Source organism: Paenibacillus sp. FSL M7-0656 (assembly GCF_038003225.1).
In the GTDB taxonomy this organism is placed as follows: domain Bacteria; phylum Bacillota; class Bacilli; order Paenibacillales; family Paenibacillaceae; genus Paenibacillus; species Paenibacillus amylolyticus.
On the sequence record NZ_JBBOOT010000001.1, the window covers coordinates 6,784,615 to 6,803,896 of the forward strand.

Annotated in this window: 24 protein-coding genes; 21 read left to right on the plus strand and 3 right to left on the minus strand. The window is 47.0% G+C overall.

Features of this window, described 5'->3' with window-relative positions:
- The first annotated feature begins 56 nt into the window (after nt 1–56).
- Nucleotides 57–1,058 (plus strand): patatin-like phospholipase family protein, encoded by a 1,002-nt coding sequence (locus MHI01_RS29655; protein WP_340984728.1) that lies wholly within the window; start codon nt 57–59, stop codon nt 1,056–1,058.
- Between the two features lie 61 nt (nt 1,059–1,119).
- Here the strand turns inward: MHI01_RS29655 and MHI01_RS29660 are convergent, their stop codons facing one another.
- A complete protein-coding gene (locus MHI01_RS29660) occupies nt 1,120–1,452 on the minus strand; it encodes a hypothetical protein (protein WP_017687575.1) in 333 nt (110 codons plus the stop codon).
- 5 nt (nt 1,453–1,457) lie between these two features.
- Entirely contained in the window at nt 1,458–2,450 is a 993-nt protein-coding gene (locus MHI01_RS29665) for a DUF1385 domain-containing protein (protein WP_047843628.1), read from the minus strand.
- Between the two features lie 213 nt (nt 2,451–2,663).
- Between MHI01_RS29665 and MHI01_RS29670 the strand changes: the two genes are divergently transcribed.
- The 5 genes from MHI01_RS29670 to MHI01_RS29690 all read left to right on the plus strand — a co-directional run bounded on the left by MHI01_RS29670 (nt 2,664) and on the right by MHI01_RS29690 (nt 7,170).
- The gene (locus MHI01_RS29670; RefSeq protein WP_339186628.1) at nt 2,664–3,242 is read left to right on the plus strand and encodes a YqhR family membrane protein; all 579 of its coding nucleotides are present in this window, start codon (nt 2,664–2,666) and stop codon (nt 3,240–3,242) included.
- A 76-nt stretch (nt 3,243–3,318) separates the two neighbouring features.
- Nucleotides 3,319–3,762 carry a type II 3-dehydroquinate dehydratase gene (gene aroQ, locus MHI01_RS29675; RefSeq protein ID WP_036614400.1) on the plus strand — a complete coding sequence of 148 codons (444 nt, stop codon included), beginning with the start codon at nt 3,319–3,321 and terminating at the stop codon, nt 3,760–3,762.
- Between the two features lie 39 nt (nt 3,763–3,801).
- The gene (locus MHI01_RS29680) at nt 3,802–4,875 is read left to right on the plus strand and encodes a M24 family metallopeptidase (RefSeq protein WP_036614396.1); all 1,074 of its coding nucleotides are present in this window, start codon (nt 3,802–3,804) and stop codon (nt 4,873–4,875) included.
- Between the two features lie 293 nt (nt 4,876–5,168).
- Nucleotides 5,169–5,726, plus strand: a complete 558-nt coding sequence (gene efp / locus MHI01_RS29685; protein ID WP_017687580.1) for an elongation factor P — start codon at nt 5,169–5,171, stop codon at nt 5,724–5,726.
- A gap of 190 nt (nt 5,727–5,916) precedes the next feature.
- Nucleotides 5,917–7,170 (plus strand): aspartate kinase, encoded by a 1,254-nt coding sequence (locus tag MHI01_RS29690; protein ID WP_047843625.1) that lies wholly within the window; start codon nt 5,917–5,919, stop codon nt 7,168–7,170.
- Nucleotides 7,171–7,257: 87 nt separating this feature from the next.
- Here MHI01_RS29690 and MHI01_RS29695 read toward each other — a convergent pair whose 3' ends face one another.
- A complete protein-coding gene (locus MHI01_RS29695) occupies nt 7,258–8,007 on the minus strand; it encodes a 2-phosphosulfolactate phosphatase (RefSeq protein ID WP_051447358.1) in 750 nt (249 codons plus the stop codon).
- Nucleotides 8,008–8,270: 263 nt separating this feature from the next.
- On the opposite strand from MHI01_RS29695, the gene spoIIIAA reads away from it, so the two are divergent.
- From spoIIIAA to folD, 15 genes are all read left to right on the plus strand, one after another.
- A complete protein-coding gene (gene spoIIIAA / locus MHI01_RS29700; RefSeq protein ID WP_340386718.1) occupies nt 8,271–9,275 on the plus strand; it encodes a stage III sporulation protein AA in 1,005 nt (334 codons plus the stop codon).
- Nucleotides 9,268–9,786: a stage III sporulation protein SpoIIIAB gene (gene spoIIIAB, locus MHI01_RS29705; protein WP_036614389.1), complete on the plus strand. Its 519-nt coding sequence runs from the start codon at nt 9,268–9,270 to the stop codon at nt 9,784–9,786. The genes spoIIIAA and spoIIIAB overlap by 8 nt, the downstream gene beginning before the upstream one ends.
- A gap of 29 nt (nt 9,787–9,815) precedes the next feature.
- Nucleotides 9,816–10,019: a stage III sporulation protein AC gene (spoIIIAC, locus tag MHI01_RS29710; RefSeq protein ID WP_017687585.1), complete on the plus strand. Its 204-nt coding sequence runs from the start codon at nt 9,816–9,818 to the stop codon at nt 10,017–10,019.
- A gap of 32 nt (nt 10,020–10,051) precedes the next feature.
- Complete coding sequence (spoIIIAD, locus tag MHI01_RS29715) at nt 10,052–10,441, plus strand: stage III sporulation protein AD (protein WP_017687586.1); 390 nt, start codon at nt 10,052–10,054, stop codon at nt 10,439–10,441.
- A 68-nt stretch (nt 10,442–10,509) separates the two neighbouring features.
- Nucleotides 10,510–11,652, plus strand: coding sequence for a stage III sporulation protein AE (spoIIIAE, locus tag MHI01_RS29720; RefSeq protein ID WP_397376270.1), 1,143 nt, complete (start codon nt 10,510–10,512; stop codon nt 11,650–11,652).
- A gap of 31 nt (nt 11,653–11,683) precedes the next feature.
- Nucleotides 11,684–12,514, plus strand: a complete 831-nt coding sequence (gene spoIIIAF, locus MHI01_RS29725; RefSeq protein WP_340984730.1) for a stage III sporulation protein AF — start codon at nt 11,684–11,686, stop codon at nt 12,512–12,514.
- Between the two features lie 15 nt (nt 12,515–12,529).
- The gene (spoIIIAG, locus tag MHI01_RS29730) at nt 12,530–13,168 is read left to right on the plus strand and encodes a stage III sporulation protein AG (protein WP_036614381.1); all 639 of its coding nucleotides are present in this window, start codon (nt 12,530–12,532) and stop codon (nt 13,166–13,168) included.
- 66 nt (nt 13,169–13,234) lie between these two features.
- Nucleotides 13,235–14,065 carry a SpoIIIAH-like family protein gene (locus tag MHI01_RS29735; protein WP_036614378.1) on the plus strand — a complete coding sequence of 277 codons (831 nt, stop codon included), beginning with the start codon at nt 13,235–13,237 and terminating at the stop codon, nt 14,063–14,065.
- Nucleotides 14,066–14,204: 139 nt separating this feature from the next.
- Entirely contained in the window at nt 14,205–14,669 is a 465-nt protein-coding gene (gene accB / locus MHI01_RS29740; protein WP_036614903.1) for an acetyl-CoA carboxylase biotin carboxyl carrier protein, read from the plus strand.
- Between the two features lie 55 nt (nt 14,670–14,724).
- Nucleotides 14,725–16,068: an acetyl-CoA carboxylase biotin carboxylase subunit gene (gene accC / locus MHI01_RS29745; RefSeq protein WP_036614375.1), complete on the plus strand. Its 1,344-nt coding sequence runs from the start codon at nt 14,725–14,727 to the stop codon at nt 16,066–16,068.
- A gap of 217 nt (nt 16,069–16,285) precedes the next feature.
- Nucleotides 16,286–16,696: an Asp23/Gls24 family envelope stress response protein gene (locus tag MHI01_RS29750; protein ID WP_017687593.1), complete on the plus strand. Its 411-nt coding sequence runs from the start codon at nt 16,286–16,288 to the stop codon at nt 16,694–16,696.
- 146 nt (nt 16,697–16,842) lie between these two features.
- Nucleotides 16,843–17,382: an alkaline shock response membrane anchor protein AmaP gene (amaP, locus tag MHI01_RS29755; RefSeq protein ID WP_017687594.1), complete on the plus strand. Its 540-nt coding sequence runs from the start codon at nt 16,843–16,845 to the stop codon at nt 17,380–17,382.
- Nucleotides 17,383–17,396: 14 nt separating this feature from the next.
- Entirely contained in the window at nt 17,397–17,630 is a 234-nt protein-coding gene (locus tag MHI01_RS29760) for a DUF2273 domain-containing protein (RefSeq protein ID WP_017687595.1), read from the plus strand.
- 221 nt (nt 17,631–17,851) lie between these two features.
- Complete coding sequence (gene nusB / locus MHI01_RS29765; RefSeq protein WP_036675000.1) at nt 17,852–18,304, plus strand: transcription antitermination factor NusB; 453 nt, start codon at nt 17,852–17,854, stop codon at nt 18,302–18,304.
- A gap of 117 nt (nt 18,305–18,421) precedes the next feature.
- Nucleotides 18,422–19,279 (plus strand): bifunctional methylenetetrahydrofolate dehydrogenase/methenyltetrahydrofolate cyclohydrolase FolD, encoded by an 858-nt coding sequence (gene folD / locus MHI01_RS29770; protein WP_017687597.1) that lies wholly within the window; start codon nt 18,422–18,424, stop codon nt 19,277–19,279.
- Nucleotides 19,280–19,282 lie beyond the last annotated feature (3 nt).

Below are 19,282 nucleotides of genomic sequence, written 5' to 3' on the forward strand. Positions count from 1 at the left end.
GTTCTCATAGAGTGGCAGTAGAAACGTGGCTGCCTGGAGAACGGGGGTTTTTTGTTATGTTAATTAACGCGGTGTTTGAAGGTGGAGGCGTCAAAGGGATCTCGCTTGCAGGTGCTGTGCAGGGTGCTCAAGACTGCGGCATTCAGTTTAATCGAGTGGCAGGCACATCATCCGGTTCCATTGTAGCTGCTCTGCTAGCGGCTGGTTACAGGGCCGAGGAGATGAAAGTCATTATTGAGAATACCCCCTTTGTTTCATTGCTGCGTCGTTCCCCCATATTTAATACCCGATGGATCGGACCCGCGGCAAGGCTGTTCTTGAAGAAAGGACTGTATTCGGGAGAAGCGCTGGAATCATGGATTCGCAAGATGCTGGAGCAGAAAGGGATTCGCACATTCGCTGACTTGCCACAAGGCAAGTTGCTTATTACCGCATCCGATATATCCAATGGGACCATTCTGGTGTTGCCAGACGATATTCGGCGGTTCGGCATTGACCCTGGGAAGCTGGATGTTGCAAAGGCGGTACGTATGAGTTGCAGTATCCCGTATTTTTTCGATCCGGTAGTCATACGAAAATCACCAGTATTCTCCAAAGGACTTTCTTTTCAAGATCAGTTTGTGTATGTCGTGGATGGTGGATTGCTTAGCAATTTTCCGTTGTGGCTCTTCGATGGTGATCGTTCGGAACGAGGAGGAGACGTCATTCCGGTTGTCGGATTCAAAATGGTGGGGAAGACGGAAGTGGAACCTGCCCGGATTAAAGGACCGCTAAGCATGCTTCAGGCCCTTGTAGAGACGATGCTCACAGCACATGATGAACGCTACATCGAACAGATTAACCGGTTTCGTACAGTGAAGATACCAACGCTTGGCATTAAACCGACGCAATTTCATTTATCGTTACAGGATAGCACAGCCTTATATCGATCAGGCGCAACCGCAGGGAACGAGTTTTTCAACGGATGGAATATGAAAATGTATGATGAACAGCTGGACAAACAAAGAAAAGAATTGCGCAAGAAACAGGCAGAAGCTCCACCTCTGATTCCAGTATAAACGTGAAAAAAGCAATTCTCCGCATGTTGGGAGAATTGCTTTTTTGTATGTTCAGTACCTTTTAGTGAAATTTCGGTATATCTTCATCGCTTTTCCCTTTTTGTCCCTGAATCACTTGGAAAGGATAATCCTTGCGTTTCTTTGAAGAGCCGCTGCTCTTTCTGGCACTGGACTGTGCATTGACTTTTGCCATGGTTCGTGCAGATGGCTTAATCTTTGGTGATTTGGCTTTTTGTGCCCAGCGACGAGGCGGATATTTGTACAGCAGGAATACGGCTCCGAACACGACCAGAGGAATAATGATCCTGGATGGACTAGCGTTCCCCAGCCAAGTCAAGACTCCAACAGCAGCTAGTGCGATGAACGTCCAAAATAAGATTGCCTGCTTGTTCATATCATTCACCCTTTCACAGGATCGAGTGTTGCAACAGGTACTTCTGACGTAGCAGAGACATTGGCAAGCTTGGCATCCAACTCACGCATACGGTTAAACGAAGCAATGGATACTTCTACCTGTTCGTTGGTCGGCTCTTTTGTTGTCAGCAATTGCAGCCACAATCCCGGGTATCCGAGATAACGCAGTACAGGAATATCACGTACTGAATTCGTGAGCTTTAACAGTTCAAAAGAAATGCCTAGCACAACTGGCAATAACAACAGACGCTGACCCATCCGTTCCCAGAGGTTATCGTACGTGAAGAGAGAGTATAGAAACACTCCAATAATGACAGTCAACATAATGAAACTGCTTCCGCAGCGGTAGTGCAGTCGGCTGTACTTTTGCACGTTCTCCGGTGTCAGTTCTTCACCAGCTTCATGTGCGCTGATTACTTTGTGTTCCGCTCCATGATACTGGAAGAGACGTTTAATCATCGGCGTCTGTGAGATTAACCACAGATAAGCAAGTAACAGGATCAGCTTAATGCCGCCTTCCAGTAAATTATGCAAAAACTGATTGTCGAATGCATTTTTGAATAGAAAATTCTCGATAACAACAGGAAGCAATGTGAGCACAACTTTACCAAAAAGGAATGAAAGGATGGCGACGGCGGTCACACCAATGATCATGCTAAGGCTCCAGCCCGAACCTTCTTTCTCTTTTTGCTTGGCTTTCTCTTCCGGTTCCAGTTCATCATCAGCATAGGCGTCAGCAGAATAATTGAGATGTCTGCTACCTTTGACACTTGAATCTATAATGCTGACAATTCCGCGTAATAAAGGAATCCGCCGCAATTTCATGACCCAGGACTTGTCTTGCTTGGGAACTTCCAGATACGTAATTTCGCCGTCTTTTCTACGAACAGCTGTAACGTTGACATGTTTCCCACCGAACATTACGCCTTCAATGACAGCTTGCCCCCCATAGCTGACAGGCTTGGATTGTTGAGGCAAATTATTCACCTTCCTATTCTGTTCTTGGCCTTCGCGATCAAAGGCAGTTTAATAACCCTATTGTATCGAATTTTGAGACCAATTTCTAGTTTGTGAGTCAAACCTTGAAGGATGTTGTTAAGATTGTCCTGTTTTGAACATACTACCTCGTAGAATCGGAGCGGAAATTCGAGGCATAATGCGGGATTATCAACTGAATGAAGGAGAATATCGATGACAGAACGTAAGCATGAAGATACATCACAAGATGAAGGTCAACGTCCCAATGAGCGGCAGCAAAAAGACAGGGGCAGGCGCCCTACCCAGAGGCAAGGTCAAGCACACTACTACACGAAGCCATTTTCCTTTGCATTAGAGCTTGGCTTTTTTGCCGGTTTTATCTGGGGTGGGCTGCATTGGCTATTCTATCTGTTGCATTTTACGATTGTACCTGTCGGATTTCTGGCCGAGCCTTTTTTCAAACATGAATATATATATACCGCAGCAGGACATTTGACAGGCTGGCTGTTTTTTATCGTCTTTTCCATCTTGGCATCCTTACTCTACACATTCACGATTAGAAAACTGAAAGGGCCGTTACCCGGCATGGTATATGGAATCGTTTGGTGGCTGATTCTCTTTATACTGGTCGGACCAAAACTGGGGATGATGAAACCTTTGAACGGTTTAACGTGGGATTCAATCATCACGGAACTCTGTTTCTTTTTGTTATGGGGGCTGTTCATTGGTTACACGGTAGCCATGGAGTACACGGACGAACGCAAACGCGAGCCGGAGCAAGCGGGGGCATAGCGCAAAAAAGCTTCTCAATCCGGCAATGCCTGTGTTAAAATAGCAGATGGTTATTTGCAGAGAGGGTGGAGCAGCGATGAAACGAATTATTGTGATCAATGGTCCGAACCTGAACATGCTTGGTGTACGTGAACCGGGCATCTATGGAACGCTTAGTCTGAAGGATATTGAGGACAAAATTCGCAGACAGGCTGATGAAATTGGCGTCTCCATCGCTTTTTATCAATCGAACCATGAAGGGGACATCATTGACCGCATTCATGCAGCGATGGGTGAGGCAGACGGAATAATACTGAATGCCGGAGCATTTACCCATTATAGCTATGCAATACGTGATGCAATCAATGCTGTAAAAGTCCCTACAGTGGAAGTACATCTATCCAACATTCATGCACGCGAAGCGTTCAGACATCATTCAGTGATTGCAGCGGAAACAATCGGGCAGATTGCCGGATTTGGCGAAGTAAGCTATGAACTGGGATTGCTGGCTCTTGTGCGTCATCTGGACAAACAAACCTGAGCCGGGAACCCGGGAATGTGAGAGAAAGAAGGGTTACCGATGGAAAACAAACGAGTAAATAAGTTGCGTGAAGCCATGCGTGAGCATGAACTCACAGCAATGCTGATTACAAACCCGATTAACCGTCGTTATATGACGGGTTTTACAGGCTCGGCGGGATATGTTCTGATTACGGAACAGGATGCATATCTGCTGACTGATTTCCGTTATATGTCACAAGCGCCTCAACAAGCCAAAGGATTCACCGTTGTGGAGCATGGAGCCAAGCCGATGGATACAGTGCGTGAACTACTGGCATCCGCAAATATCAAAGAAGTGGGCTTCGAGCAGGATAGTGTCACATTTGGCACGCATTCCGCTTATGCTGAAGCACTTCAATCTATCGAACTGAAAGCTGTATCCGGGATCGTGGAACAACTTCGTATGTTCAAGGATGAAGATGAGATCGCGGTTATGCAGAGAGCAGCAGATCTGGCGGATGCCACGTTCAGCCACGTTTTGCAGTTTGCAAAACCAGGTATGACGGAGCGTGAAGTGGATCTGGAGATGGAGTTTTTCATGCGCAAGCATGGAGCAACGTCCTCTTCGTTTGACACCATTGTAGCATCGGGTGAACGTTCTGCTATGCCTCACGGTGTAGCGAGCAGTAAGGTCATCGGACAAAATGAGTTAATTACATTTGACTTTGGTGCACTTTTGGACGGATACTGTTCAGATCTGACACGTACCATTGCAACGGGTACACCTGTACCTGAACTGCGCAAAATTTATGACATTGTACTGGAAGCTCAGTTACATACGCTGGAGAACCTGAAACCGGGCATGACCGGACGGGAAGCAGATGCATTGGCTCGTGATATCATTGCAGGTCACGGATATGGAGATCAATTCGGACACAGCACAGGCCACGGTCTGGGTATGGAAGTTCACGAAGCTCCTCGCTTGTCCAAGCTTAGCGACGATGTATTGAAACCGGGTATGGTTGTTACTGTTGAACCGGGTATATATATTGACGGGCTTGGCGGCGTGCGTATCGAGGATGACGTAGTGATTACCGAGACGGGTATTCATATTCTCACGAAGTCGGACAAGAAGTTCACCGTAATCGGCTAAATTACAGCCACAGGGATATAAGACGATTTTTAATGTGTTATTATTTAAATTGAAAATAAGAAATTTCACCATAGCGAAGAGTGCAGAACCAATCTGAAGAAGCGAAGCGTTCGCCTTTATCACCGGATTTTCCCATTGATAATGGGATCAAAAAAATCTGGGGATAACAGCGATCGGAGGATGGTACTGCAATCGAAGTGAACGAGGTGGCCATTCTTGGGCTCATTTTACATATAACATTAACCCATCGTCTTATATCACCTACTTTTTAACCATATCAGGAGGGATTTTTTGTGATTTCAGTAAACGATTTTAAAACAGGCTTGACCGTGCAAGTAGATAACGATATCTATACCGTGCTTGATTTCCAACACGTTAAACCAGGTAAAGGCGCTGCCTTTGTACGTTCCAAATTGAAAAACCTGCGTAACGGTAACACCGTTGAAAAAACATTCCGTGCAGGCGAAACGATTGGTCGTGCCATCATCGAAAACCGTGGCGTATCCTACCTGTATGCAAGCGGTACAGAGCACACGTTCATGGATAACGAAACATATGATCAGTTCACATTGACTAGTGATCAACTGGAATGGGAATTGAACTTCCTGAAAGAAAACATGGTCGTTAAGATTGTTAGCTACCAAGGTGAAATCCTCGGAATTGACTTGCCAACAAGCGTTGAGTTGAAAGTCATCGAGACTGAGCCAAGTGTTAAAGGTAACACTGCGCAAGGCGCTACCAAAAATGCAAAAGTGGAAACAGGCTTGAACGTACAGGTTCCTTTGTTCATTAACGAAGGTGACGTTCTCCTGATTGACACACGTGAAGGTAAATACTCTTCCCGTGCGTAACTTTCACAGCTTGTAAGCTAAAAAAGGTTATTAACAACCCTTTGCCATTCCTTTGGCAGAGGGTTTTTTCGAAAAAAGATTAGCCTATCAGGCGCTTTCGTAATATACTGGGTTAAAGTCATTTCTCGTAGAGAATAATGACGATGGACATTAATTATGCATACTGCACAAGGTAGGGAGTGGATTTGCGTTGTCATTGTACGTCATGAAATTTGGGGGCAGCTCGGTCGGAGATACAGAACGCATGAAGCGTGTAGCCGGACGTGTTGTAGAAAAAGCTGATGAAGGACATCGGTGTGTAGTTGTGGTTTCGGCCATGGGGGATACAACAGATGATTTGATTGATCAGGCAAAACAACTGAATAGTGATCTGCCTGCTCGTGAGATGGATATGCTCTTAACGACAGGAGAACAGATTTCGATCTCTTTGTTATCGATGGCTATTCAAGCGCTTGGACGTAAGGCAGTATCGTTTACGGGCTGGCAAGCGGGATTCCGCACAGAGCCGGTTCACGGAAAAGCACGTATTCATGATATTCAACCTGACCGTGTGAATGCAGCACTTGCCGAGGGCAACATTGTTATTGTTGCAGGCTTCCAGGGCATGACGGAAGACGGCGAGATCACAACGCTGGGTCGTGGTGGTTCGGATACAACAGCTGTAGCGCTGGCGGCAGCAATTAAGGCTGATGCGTGTGAGATCTATACGGATGTAGACGGAATTTATTCTACGGACCCGCGGATCGTTAAGGTTGCGCGCAAGCTGAAGGAAATATCGTATGACGAAATGCTGGAGCTCGCTAATTTGGGAGCAGCGGTGTTGCATCCGCGTGCAGTAGAGTACGCGAAGCATTCCGGTGTACCTTTAATTGTAAGATCCAGCTTTAACCATAATGAAGGAACGGTTGTGAAGGAGGAAGCAGCAATGGAACAAGGCGTAGTGGTTAGTGGTATTGCCTATGACAAAAACGTGGCTCGCATCAGTATTCTGGGTGTGCCGGATGTACCAGGAGTTCTGGCCGAAGTATTTGGTGCGCTTGCATCCAATCAGCTGGATGTGGACATTATCGTTCAGAGCGGTGTGATGGATGGCAAAGCGGACTTCTCGTTCTCTGTGGCGCTGTCTGATCGTGAGAACGCATTACGTGTCATTGAAGGCCTTCACAGCCGCTTGCCTTACCGTGAAGTCACATCTGAGGAGAACCTCGTTAAAATCTCCATTGTTGGCGCAGGCATGGTCAGTCACCCAGGTGTAGCTGCGAAGATGTTCAAAGTCATTTCTGCTGAAGGCGTGAGTATCAAAATGGTGAGCACTTCCGAGATCAAAGTATCTTGTGTTATTGACGGAGATAAGCTGCATGACGTCATTAAGGCATTGCATACAGCATATGATCTCGACACTGCCGAGCAAGCCGTTATCGGTGGACCTCAAGATCGCAGATAAGTATCTTCTATGTATGTAAATTAGCAAAGGTGTACTGTTGCCAACGGGCAGCAGTACACCTTTTTTTTGTTTTTCTCATGGCAATTCTCACATCAACTTGAACATCTTTCCCCCGCGTATGCCTCTATAAGGCTGCATGCGGTTCCCCTCCCCCATCTCGGGAACACAATCCAGCAGGTTTAATTGAGAACAATACGAAATATCATGAACTCTGCCTAACTTTTCAAGCCTCCGCCCGCTAACAGACCCCTGCACCAACTCCGGGATGCTCTCCTTACATTGGGATACCGCCTGATGAAGCACTATGCCGAGATCGTTAAGTTGGAGGGGAGAACAGGATTGACGGTGCAGTTCATCGATGATACATCCAGCACACAAGCCGTCCTCCAGAGCAAATTCATCCTGGTTCCCCGCACATAACAGCAATACATCTCGTTGAAGTTCACATAGAGCTGCTGCAACAGCCTGCACATTGAGAAATGAACCAGCGAATACATGTTTCCCCTTGGAAGCCTTGATCAAAGCACGTGTTCCATCGGTTGTGGTTAGAATGATTGTTTTATCTGCAATGCCTGCAGTCATATATTCATAGGGGGAATTCCCCACTTCGAATCCGGTGATTTTTTTGTCAAATCGCTCCCCGCCTCGAATGCAATCTTTCACTTCCATTTGTTTGGCTTGTGGAACGGTCTCTACGGCAATCACAGCGGAAGCGTCATACGCCAGAGCCGTAACAATCGTACTGGTCGTACACAATACATCAATGACAACTGCACTTCGCCCTGCAATATCAATGGTACGTACTTCATTCACATTGCCAACGACATCAACTCGCACTCCCCACAACTCCTTTCTGTATCTGGGGATCGGTAGTTCTGTTTTGAAGCGGAATGGAACTTACCTATCTGCAATTACTATATGCATGCACATCTAGACGGGTGCCTAGAACATGAGGTGGATCTATGGTTTCAACTCTCAACCGTATTCTAAAGAATTGATAGATTTCAGCGTCATAAATTAAATGTACAGGCATAAACTTGAGATATGAACAAGCGCCAGAAGTGTGAACCAAATGATCTCAAGGTTGGAGGAGCCTACTCATGAAGGTGAACTGGAGGGAACTTTTTCCGGAACCGATCCGAACCATTCTTGGAAGAATGCCACCCGCTCTATTGGAACAAGTGGAGGAAATACGTATTCGAGAAGGCAGACCCCTGGAGATTAATGCAGGCAACACATACCACTTCCTGACACCTCAAGGTTGTCCGACCGGGAATCCTGAAGAAGCGTATGTTCCTCAGAAAGAAGTGACACACAGGTTGCTGGACCTGATCAGTAACCATTCACTTTATACATTGGAAGAGGAACTGCGCAAAGGGTTCATCACCATACCTGGGGGACATCGAATTGGGCTTGCTGGACGAACGGTACTAAGCGGTGGGCGTGTCGAATACCTGCGTGACATCAACGGGTTTAACGTTCGCGTAGCCCGTGAGGTACATGGAGTGGCTGATCGTATCCTTCCTTATCTTCTCGATATGAAGAGCGGACAGGTCCTGCACACGTTGATCCTATCACCACCACAACAAGGGAAAACGACGTTGCTGCGAGATCTGGCGAGACAAATTAGCAGTGGTACAAAGCTTACAGGGGGAACTGAACTGGTTCAGGGAATACGTCCTCGTCTGAAAGTGGGCATTGTGGATGAAAGGTCCGAAATCGCTGGTAGCTACAAAGGAGTACCTGGCTTCGACGTAGGTCCCCGAACAGATGTGATGGACGGTTGTCCGAAGGCTGAGGGCATGATGATGATGCTTCGCTCCATGTCGCCCGATGTCCTGATTGTGGACGAGATCGGTCGTCCGGAGGATGCCGAGGCGGTGATGGAAGCCCTGCATGCAGGAGTCTCAGTGATTGCGACTGCGCATGGCCGTGACCTATCGGAGCTGTCGGCCAGACCCGCCCTCAGAACCTTAATTACGGAGCAGATGTTTCAACGTTATGTCCAGCTGCAACGGACGAGCCGGGGCATGACCTTTCGGCTGGCTGATGGCAAAATGCGTGGGTTGCAGCAGACCGGGGCAGGAGGTGAAGCCTTTGGTTAACATGTTTGGTGCGGTAATTATTCTGTTAGCCAGCACCCTCGCCGGATTTTACAAGGCCAGACAGTATGCATTAAGACCGAGACAGTTGCGAGAACTCATTGCAGCCCTCCAGCGACTAATGACGGAGATTAACTATGGGCTCACTCCACTTCCCGATGCCATGGGCAAGATGGGAGCACAGACCAAAGAACCTGTAAAGACGCTGTTTCTTCATGCAGCTACACAGATGGAACCTCCTCATGGACTCACTGCCCGGGAAAGTCTGCAGTCAGGCGTGGATCTGGCGTGGGGAAGATCGGCCATGAAGGCTGACGAGAAGGAAGTGATGCTGCAATTAAGCTTCAGCCTTGGCACAAGTGACCGTCAGGATCAGACCAAACATATATCGTTAGCCATTCAACAACTAATGCATGAGGAATCCCGCGCCCAGGCCGATCAAATGAAATATGAACGAATGAGCCGAAGCCTCGGGATGCTTGTCGGAGCGTTAATCGTCATTCTGATCTTCTGAAATAGCCGGGATAGTGAGGTGCCAAGGTCATGAATCTAGAAGTGAACGCAATCTTTCAAATTGCGGGTATCGGAATCATCATCGCCATGATTCACACGGTACTGAAACAAATGGGAAAGGAAGATATGGCTCACTGGGTGACCGTAATCGGATTTGTCGTTGTATTGTTCATGGTGGTCCGTATGCTGGACAGCCTGCTACAAGAGATCAAATCGATATTTCTTTTTCAATGAAAAACGGTCATGAAGCCGGATGGTGGTGACCTGTGGAAATTATCCAAGTTGTAGGTTTGGCGCTCATCGCAACAGTGCTCATTCTGGTCATTAAGGAACAGAAACCGATGTTTGCCTTTCTGATTGCTGCTGCAACGGGCATTGTGATCTTCATGTTGTTGATTGGCAAGATCGGTGCAGTTATCGAAGTGTTGAAGCGGCTTGCCGAGAATTCAGGCATGGAAAGTATTTATCTGAAAACGGTGCTGAAAATTATTGGCATAGCGTACATCGCTGAATTTGGCGCACAGATTGTCAGGGATGCAGGCCAGGAAAGCATTGCGTCCAAGATCGAATTGGCTGGTAAGGTACTGATCCTTGTACTTGCTATACCGATCATCAGCATTATTATCGAAACCGTCATGAAGCTGATGCCGGTGTAGAAAGGGCGTGCGGACTTCATATGAAATCAATGCATCTTAAGCCGCAGTGGCGCCTTACGGTTGTGCTGATGCTCTGTTTTCTGTTTGGTATCCTGGGACAGGTTACTGCAACCTCGCCTTCCGGTGAGTGGATGGAGCAGCAGGCCGATCAGCTTCCCAAGGATCAGGTGGAGAAATACTGGGATCAACTGATGCAACAATACGGTGGTTTCTTCCCCGATGGGAAGACCCCTTCCTTCATGGATATGTTAATCCCCGGCAATGAAGGGTTCAGCCTGAAATCGGTGTTTGTAGCGATCGGAACCTTCATGCTGCATGAAATTTTATATAATGGCAAACTTCTGGTCACGATTGTGATGTTAAGTGTACTCAGCATGATTCTGGAGACTCTTCAGACCGCATTTGAGAAAAATAATATTAGCAAAATCGCCTATTCCATCTGTTATATGGTCATCATCATTATTGCGATTAACAGCTTCAGTGTGGCGATTGGATACGCCAAGGATGCCATAACCGGCATGATCAACTTCATGATGGCCATGGTTCCCTTGTTATTCACACTGCTTGCGTCCATGGGTAATGTCATCACCGTCTCGGTGACACATCCACTCATCATTTTCATGATTCATCTGGTGAGTACGTTGATTCACTTGCTGGTATTCCCGTTACTCTTCTTCTCAGCTGTTCTGCATCTCGTCAGTTCATTGTCTGACAAGTACAAGCTGACACAGCTGGCAGACCTCCTGCGCAATATTAGTGTGGCACTGCTGGGTATCCTGCTGACGATGTTTTTGGGTGTAATCTCGGTTCAGGGAGCATCGGGCTCCGTAGCGGATGGAGTTAGCCTGAAGGCCGCCAAATACATCGCAGGCAACTTTGTCCCTGTCGTGGGCAGAACATTTGCGGATGCGACGGATACTGTAATTACAGCTTCTTTACTTGTCAAAAATGCAATTGGACTCACCGGAGTGATCATCATTTTGTTTCTATGTGCCTTTCCGGCACTCAAGATTCTGGCTCTTGCCTTGATATACAACGTAACTGGTGCCATTATGCAACCGCTAGGAGACACCCCGATTGTAGGATGCCTCCAGGCCATCGGCAAGAGCATGATCTACGTATTTGCGGCGCTGGCAGCCGTCGGGCTGATGTTTTTCCTGGCCATTACCATCTTGCTGACCGCGGGCAATCTGACTGTCATGATGCGCTGAATGTATGTTGGCAAGAAAGGGGGTGGAAAGGATGGGGTGGCTGAGCAACTGGCTCCAGGAATTGATTATGATCGTTCTGCTGGCGACTTTTGTGGATATGTTGTTGCCTAATCGATCCATGGAACGTTATGTCAAGCTTGTGCTGAGCCTTCTCATCCTGCTGACCCTTTTATCACCCATAACCAAGCTGCTTAAAAGTGATCCGGTTGGCGAACTGAAACGGGCAATGTCTGCAATGGATGCTCCATCGAATGGGAATGCGACACTCGAACAGATATTAGCTCAGGGCAAACGGCTGCAATCCAATGAACAGGAACAATCCTTACAATGGACAGCCAAAGAACTGGCTAATGTCATGAAAGGTCAGATTGAAGAAACAACAGGAGCCAAGGTGCGGTCCGTAGAGGTACAGCTGACCATGAGTAAATATGAAACGGAGATGGAAGCTGCCTCATCAGTCGAACTGCCTGTGATCCAGCGTGTGTTGGTCGAGATGGCCGGAGAGGGTGTAGAAGAAGAAGTGAAGGCAGGGCAGCAAGAAGTCGCTGCTAACACACAACCCATATTTGGAACAGACACAGAAGTCGAGAAGGATAAATCACATCAAATACAGCAGCCCATCCAGATCGGTCAGATTGAAGTGCCTGATGTTCAGATTGATGTGAGTAGAGGGCAACGTGATGGAAATGAAGCGTCTTCGGAGCCTGTTATACGTGATCAAGCAGATGAGACGAAGCAGCAAGGTGAGACATCCACAAGGTCCGAACATGCGGTGCAGATTATTACATTGTTGACTGAAAAGTGGGATGTTGATGCAAAAAACGTTCAAGTGACAGAACCAAAAAGTGCTGAAGTGCTCTGAGAAGGAGGGTGTCCGATGAAACAATGGTTCAAAAAGATGGAAACCTGGATGGGTGGCGGAGAGGGTGGGGCAAGGCGAAGTCAAACCTTCCGCTGGCTGATTATCCTGGGTTTGATCGGGGTGGGAATCATGCTGTTCAATTCCTTCGTCAATGTCAAAAAAATTGATTCCGAAAATATCGGTCGGGAACCACCGGACCCGGCAACATCCATGGCATCCATACAGAGTGATCCGTCGGAACAGAATCCTTTTCAGGCGATCGAAATTGCATTTGAAGACAAAATCAAAGGTGTGCTGGAAAACATTGTTGGTGTGGGAACGGTTGATGTGATGGTTACCGTGGATTCCACAGAAGAATTGGTCGTTCAGCGGAACGTGAAGGATTCTCAGCAACTTACCGAAGAAACCGATGCTAGCGGGGGCAAACGGCATATGACGCAATATACCCGTGATGGCGAGATTATTACTTACGAAATAGCAGGGGATCAGACACCTATAGTGACCAAAAAGCTCAAACCGCAGATCCGTGGGGTGCTTGTGGTTGCGAGGGGTGCAGAGAACAAGGTTGTGAAGGACCTGATAACCGATGCTGTGGAAAAAGGACTGAATGTGGCAGCCTACCGGATCTCGGTTGTACCGCGCAAACAAGACTAATCTGATGTGTTGAATCACAAGATTCAATTCTCATAAGATTGAAGCCAATTTGAGGAGGAAGTTCTAATGAATAACAAACGTCAAACGGTATGGCTCGTTTCCATGCTGAGTCTGATGGTCATTTTGTCCGCGTATTATCTGTTCACTGAGGATTCCGGTCCAGTTAACGCGCCGGTGGCTGACAGTCAACAAGTGGATGGAATCAAGCAGGGGGAAGCAAAGGAGACGGCAGGCATTCTTGATCCTACAGAAGGTTTGGTTGTGAATGAAGTGGTTAATAGCGGCGAAGTTGAAAGTGATCCAAGCGCGGCTGGCGCTGTGGAAGAACCAGCGGCTACGGAAGGTAAAGAAGCTGGAAATACAGAGAAAACACCTGCTGTCGAACCAGGCGAGAATAAGGGCGAGGCAGGCAAGGAAACCAACAAAGAGACCGACAAAGGGGCAACAACTACACCGGAGACAGACGGTCAGGCAGGCAGCACTGCAACCAAGACAGATGAGGAAGTCCTCAAGGAAATGGAAGAGCAGAATACGACAGCATCTGCGAGCAGCCAGTTCCAGAACTACCAGTGGCAACGTGAGGAAAGCAACAATCGTAAGTATGAGGAACTGATGACCGTGGCAGGTGATCTGAGCAAAACGCCAGAGGAGAATGCCAAAGCAACCGAGCAACTCCGTACACTGGAAGAAAAAGAAGCTAAAATCACTGGCATTGAGGAGACGCTCTCTCAACAGTACGCTAATGCGATCGTTCAAGAAGATTCCGACAAGTATAAAGTTGTGGTCCTCAGTGACAAACTGGATGTAAAACAGGCGGTATCCATTGTGGATCTGGTCATGAAAGAATTGGCGGTTTCACAGAACAAAATCAGCGTGCAATACGTCACAGAACAGTAATCCAAATCATGGAAATGCAGTCCCGGGAGCTGGTTGTACTCTCGGGCTCTTTCCATTTTTAATGATTATGATATAATACATAAAGCCATATGACCGTCCTAGTGAGACTGGCATGATGCCGAAGGAGTGAATAATGGAAATGTTTAAATTGAGTGAAATCAAAGAACTGATTAAACTGGTAGATGAAAGTTCCGTTCAAGAGTTGGAAATTGAAAATGAAGGATCACGGTTATCAATCCGCAAACCGGGCAAAACGGAGTATGTTCAAGCAGCTGCTGTGCAACCGCAAATGATTGCTGCTCCGCAAGTACAGCCGGCAGCAGTGGTAAGTGAAGCTGCACCGCAGGTCGATACTACAAGTCATTTACATAAAATTGTATCTCCGATGGTAGGTACTTTTTACAGAGCTTCCTCGCCGGAAGCGGGTCCTTTTGTGAGCGCTGGTGATAAAGTTGTTGAGAAAACAACGGTATGTATCATCGAAGCTATGAAGCTGATGAACGAGCTTGATGCGGACATCAAGGGAGAAATCGTTGAAGTGCTGGTTGAGAACGGACAGCTGGTCGAGTATGGGCAGCCCCTTTTCCTGGTGAAACCGGAATAACCGTTATAGCTGGTTAACAGCTAACCGCATGAGCTTCGAAGGAGGACAAAACGAAATGAAATTTCAAAAAATACTGATTGCGAACCGTGGAGAGATTGCGGTACGTATTATTCGTGCCTGCCGTGAAATCGGTATCTCAACGGTAGCCGTCTACTCGGAAGCGGACAAGGATTCTCTGCATGTTCGTCTTGCAGATGAGGCTTATTGTATCGGACCGACACTGTCTAAGGACAGTTACCTCAACTTCACAAACCTGATGAGTGTAGCTACGCTGACGGAATGTGATGCAATCCACCCTGGATACGGTTTTTTGGCGGAGAATGCTGATTTTGCGGAAATTTGTGAGTCTTGCAATATTACATTCATCGGGCCTTCACCCGAAGCCATTACCAAAATGGGAGACAAGGCTGTTGCCAAACAGACGATGAAAGATGCAGGAGTACCTGTTATTCCTGGATCAGACGGCCTTGTTGAAAATATGGATGAAGCCATCATGATTGCTAGAGATATCGGATATCCTATCATTATCAAAGCTACTGCTGGTGGCGGAGGTAAGGGAATTCGTATTGCCGAAGATGAAGAAACGCTGATTAAGCAGATTACCGCTGCTCAGCAGGAAGCACAAAAGGCATTTGGCAATGCAGGTGTATATCTGGAGAAATTCCTGACAGGTATGAAACACGTGGAAATTCAGATCATTGCTGATAAACACGGAAATGCAGCACATTTGGGAGAGCGTGATTGCTCGGTTCAGCGTCGTCGCCAGAAATTGGTAGAAGAAGCTCCGTGTCCGATTCTCTCCGAAGATGTGCGCACACTGATGGGTGAAGCTGCGGTACGGGCTGCCCTTGCTGTGGATTACTCGGGAGCGGGTACATTGGAGTTCCTGCTCAGCCCGAATGGCGAGTTCTATTTCATGGAGATGAATACGCGTATTCAGGTAGAGCACCCGGTAACTGAGATGGTTACTGGCGTGGATCTGATCCGTGAGATGATCTCGGTAGCTGAAGGCAACCCACTCTCATTCCGTCAGGAAGACGTGGTTATCAATGGCTGGTCCATTGAATGTCGTATCAATGCAGAAGATCCGGACCGTAACTTTATGCCGTCACCAGGCAAAATCGGATTCTACCTTGCACCGGGAGGACCTGGCGTTCGTGTAGATAGTGCTGCTTATCCGGGTTATACCATTTCACCTTTCTATGACTCCATGATCGCAAAATTGATCGTGTGGGGAGCGAATCGTGAAGAGGCGATTGCCAAGATGAAACGTGCGCTTGGGGAATTTGCGATTGAAGGCATATCAACAACTATTCCTTTCCATCAGAAATTGCTGGAGCACCCAACGTTCATTCGTGGTGACTTTGATATCAAATTTCTTGAGGAAAACGAGATTTAAAAGGTATATTGGGCTTGTTTGTCATAATGTAGCCCAAATGATATAGTATGAATAATAAGAGCGCATGTCTCCTGCAAAGGATAAGCCCGCACCTCGCGGATGTTTGCAGGAGTTCCGGTAAAGCCGGACCGGAAGGGTTCTGAAGGTTGATTAACCTGAGTCCAGCGCCCTGACGGATGGCCGCAAACTTATCTCGCGAAAGGTGTGTTGAACAGTTATGAGTACACTACCGACTGAATTTGAACGAACGGATATCGGTGAAATCCAGATCGCACCTGAAGTTATTGAAGTGATTGCTGGATTGGCGACCCTTGAAGTGAAAGGCGTTGCAGGCATGAGTGGCGGATTCGCTGGCGGATTTGCTGAATTGCTTGGTCGCAAAAACCTTTCCAAAGGCGTTAAAGTTGAAGTGGGCCAACGTGAAGCTGCAGTTGATGTTTCCGTAATTATCGAGTACGGATACCGTCTGCCACAAGTAGCTACGGAGATTCAACAGAACGTGAAACGTTCCATCGAGAACATGACAGGATTGAATGTGAATGAAGTGAATGTGCACATTCATGACGTTCAGTTCAAGAGCACCGAGAAAGTGGAAGAGATCGACCTGAACAGTCAGCGCGTAAAATAAAAGAAGACAGATTCCCCCGGCATCATCTGCCGGGGGTTATCCCGTCTTGGACAGGTCTTCATTATAGCGAAAGCTAGATGAGGATCTGATTTTTTGCTAGTGAACAGGTTAAGTCATGTTAGTGAGCAAGGGAGGCTGTGCAGTTCGTGGCTAAAATACTGGATCGGCTTCTGTTGTTTATATACAGCATAAGCGTTGGAGCAATATCGGCAGCCGTCATTCTTCTGATTAGCGGTGTGCTGCCTTACGAATTGAATTACCAGCAGGAACAAAACGTTATTGTTGCGTCGGTTATTGCAGCAGCGATTTTGTTTATCCTGAGTTTGCGATTTTTCTACATCTCGGTTCGGCGTGAGCGTGCATCGTTGCCGTCTGTAGATCAACGTACTGAGTTTGGTGATGTACAGATTTCGATGGAGACGATTGAGAATCTCTGTTTGAAGGCAACTTCCCGTTTCCGGGGAGTACGTGATGTCAAGGCACGCATACGTGTGGTTGAGTCAGGACTGGAGATTATGATCCGTGCAGTAGTGGATGGTGAGACACCTATTCCTGCGCTGACTTCTGATCTGCAAAAGGCGATACATGATCATGTGCAAGAGATTACGGGCATCCCGGTTTCTTTTGTCACGGTGTATATCGCTAATGTAACCCAGTCGCCTAACTACAAGAGTCGAGTGGAATGAGGTGAGTTTCACTGATGCTGTGGAAAGAGATTTGGGATAGTCACAGAGGCCGAATTACCGGAATTATCGGCGGCATCTTTTTTGGATTTCTTTATGTATGGATCGGTTTTTGGGATATGTTGTTCTTTGCACTCTTGGTGTTCATCGGTTATACGTTAGGCAGACGAAGCGATTCGAAGCTGGGTTCGTCCATTCCCTGGAGGGAGTGGGGACAATGGCTGGGCGATCGCTGGCGTCCGTTTAAGTGACCTACCTGAACCCTGCAATATGTTTCTTCCGAAAATAGAGCTGTAGTTTAGGTTGCCCGTTTTTTGGAGGAAACGTATTGCAGGTTTTTTTGTGAAAAGGGATAACAATAACAATACCGTGTAAGCCATCGATCTAACCGATACTGGATAAGATGTGATGTTTGCATGATTTTAAAATAAGCATGATGACGCTCCAGACGGAGCGCTGCAGGAGGCAGGACATGAAAAGACGTTTGGCAAGGGAAATTGCAGTACAAAGTCTGTATCAGATGGAAATGAATGAGGTAGGTGCAGCAGAAGCTGTGAACATGTTGATCAATGAAGCTGCTGAAGATAATGAAACCGAAGTAGTTATTCGCGATGAAGATGTAATGCGTACTTATGTTACTGAGATTGTACAAGGAGCCTGGAACAATAAGGAAGCCATTGACGGGCTGCTTGTGGATTATTTGAAAGGTTGGCAGATCAGCCGTCTGTCACGTGTAGATCGCCAGATTCTACGACTGTCAACGTATGAAATGGTATTCCGTGATGACATCCCGGCAAAGGTATCGGTCAATGAAGCAATTGAACTGTCCAAATATTTTGGTACAGAAGAATCCGGTAAATTCGTCAATGGTGTACTTGGACGCATGATTCAGGAAGTTGACGCGATTAAAGCAAAATTATCTTAAGTTAAGATTAATTATAGTGTGTGTTCAAAAAGACCGGTTTTCAGTAACCTTCGTAATCAAAAGCGGGCTTTTTGAACAACCTCTAAATTTATATTCACATAAGGGAGAGAGAGTACAATGACAGCATCTATTATTAACGGTAAAGAAGTATCCCAAGAGATCCGCGCAAGCATGACAACAGAAGTAAAACAGCTTAGCGAACAGGGGGTAGTACCTGGTCTGGCTGTTGTGCTCGTCGGGGAAGATCCGGCATCCCAAGTCTATGTGCGTAATAAAGAAAAAGCATGTCACGACCTCGGTTTCTACTCCGAAGTACATCGCTTGGATGCAGATACGTCCCAAGAAGATCTGCTTGCGCTGGTGGACAAGTTGAACAATCAACAATCCATTAACGGAATTTTGGTTCAACTCCCACTACCGAAGCATATCGAAGAGAAAGCGGTCATTGATGCAATTGCCGTGGATAAAGACGTAGACGGATTCCATCCAGTCAATGTTGGTAATCTTGTTATTGGAGACGATAGTCTGCTTCCATGTACCCCAGCGGGTGTAATTGAACTGATCAAACGTACTGGATTGGAAATGTCCGGTAAACATGCGGTAGTCATCGGAAGAAGCAACATTGTTGGCAAACCGGTATCGCTGTTGCTGCAACGTGAGAATGCAACGGTAACCATGTGTCATTCCCGTACAGCCAACATGAAAGAAATTACACGCCAGGCGGACATTCTAGTTGTAGCCATCGGCCGTGCTAATTTTGTGGATGCTGATTTTGTGAAACCAGGTGCTGTTGTTATCGATGTCGGCATGAACCGTTTGGAGAATGGCAAACTGGCAGGAGACGTTGATTTCGAGAGTGTGAAAGAAGTTTCTGGTCCAATTACACCCGTTCCAGGTGGTGTTGGTCCGATGACAATCACAATGCTGATGCAAAATACATTGATCGCTGCCAAGCGCGCTCACGGATTGGCCTAGGGT

What these genes read in the sequence shown, in the direction of transcription:
- spoIIIAE (WP_397376270.1), top strand. Translation starts at nt 10,510, where the DNA reads ATGCTCTGTTTTCTGTTTGGTATCCTGGGACAGGTTACTGCAACCTCG.
- MHI01_RS29660 (WP_017687575.1), bottom strand. Translation starts at nt 1,452, where the DNA reads ATGAACAAGCAGGCAATCTTATTTTGGACGTTCATCGCACTAGCTGCT.
- spoIIIAA (WP_340386718.1), top strand. Translation starts at nt 8,271, where the DNA reads ATGAAGGTGAACTGGAGGGAACTTTTTCCGGAACCGATCCGAACCATT.
- MHI01_RS29760 (WP_017687595.1), top strand. Translation starts at nt 17,397, where the DNA reads ATGCTGTGGAAAGAGATTTGGGATAGTCACAGAGGCCGAATTACCGGA.
- MHI01_RS29680 (WP_036614396.1), top strand. Translation starts at nt 3,802, where the DNA reads ATGGAAAACAAACGAGTAAATAAGTTGCGTGAAGCCATGCGTGAGCAT.
- nusB (WP_036675000.1), top strand. Translation starts at nt 17,852, where the DNA reads ATGAAAAGACGTTTGGCAAGGGAAATTGCAGTACAAAGTCTGTATCAG.
- MHI01_RS29750 (WP_017687593.1), top strand. Translation starts at nt 16,286, where the DNA reads ATGAGTACACTACCGACTGAATTTGAACGAACGGATATCGGTGAAATC.
- spoIIIAF (WP_340984730.1), top strand. Translation starts at nt 11,684, where the DNA reads ATGGGGTGGCTGAGCAACTGGCTCCAGGAATTGATTATGATCGTTCTG.
- MHI01_RS29670 (WP_339186628.1), top strand. Translation starts at nt 2,664, where the DNA reads ATGACAGAACGTAAGCATGAAGATACATCACAAGATGAAGGTCAACGT.
- folD (WP_017687597.1), top strand. Translation starts at nt 18,422, where the DNA reads ATGACAGCATCTATTATTAACGGTAAAGAAGTATCCCAAGAGATCCGC.
- aroQ (WP_036614400.1), top strand. Translation starts at nt 3,319, where the DNA reads ATGAAACGAATTATTGTGATCAATGGTCCGAACCTGAACATGCTTGGT.
- spoIIIAG (WP_036614381.1), top strand. Translation starts at nt 12,530, where the DNA reads ATGAAACAATGGTTCAAAAAGATGGAAACCTGGATGGGTGGCGGAGAG.
- MHI01_RS29735 (WP_036614378.1), top strand. Translation starts at nt 13,235, where the DNA reads ATGAATAACAAACGTCAAACGGTATGGCTCGTTTCCATGCTGAGTCTG.
- accC (WP_036614375.1), top strand. Translation starts at nt 14,725, where the DNA reads ATGAAATTTCAAAAAATACTGATTGCGAACCGTGGAGAGATTGCGGTA.
- MHI01_RS29655 (WP_340984728.1), top strand. Translation starts at nt 57, where the DNA reads ATGTTAATTAACGCGGTGTTTGAAGGTGGAGGCGTCAAAGGGATCTCG.
- spoIIIAC (WP_017687585.1), top strand. Translation starts at nt 9,816, where the DNA reads ATGAATCTAGAAGTGAACGCAATCTTTCAAATTGCGGGTATCGGAATC.
- accB (WP_036614903.1), top strand. Translation starts at nt 14,205, where the DNA reads ATGTTTAAATTGAGTGAAATCAAAGAACTGATTAAACTGGTAGATGAA.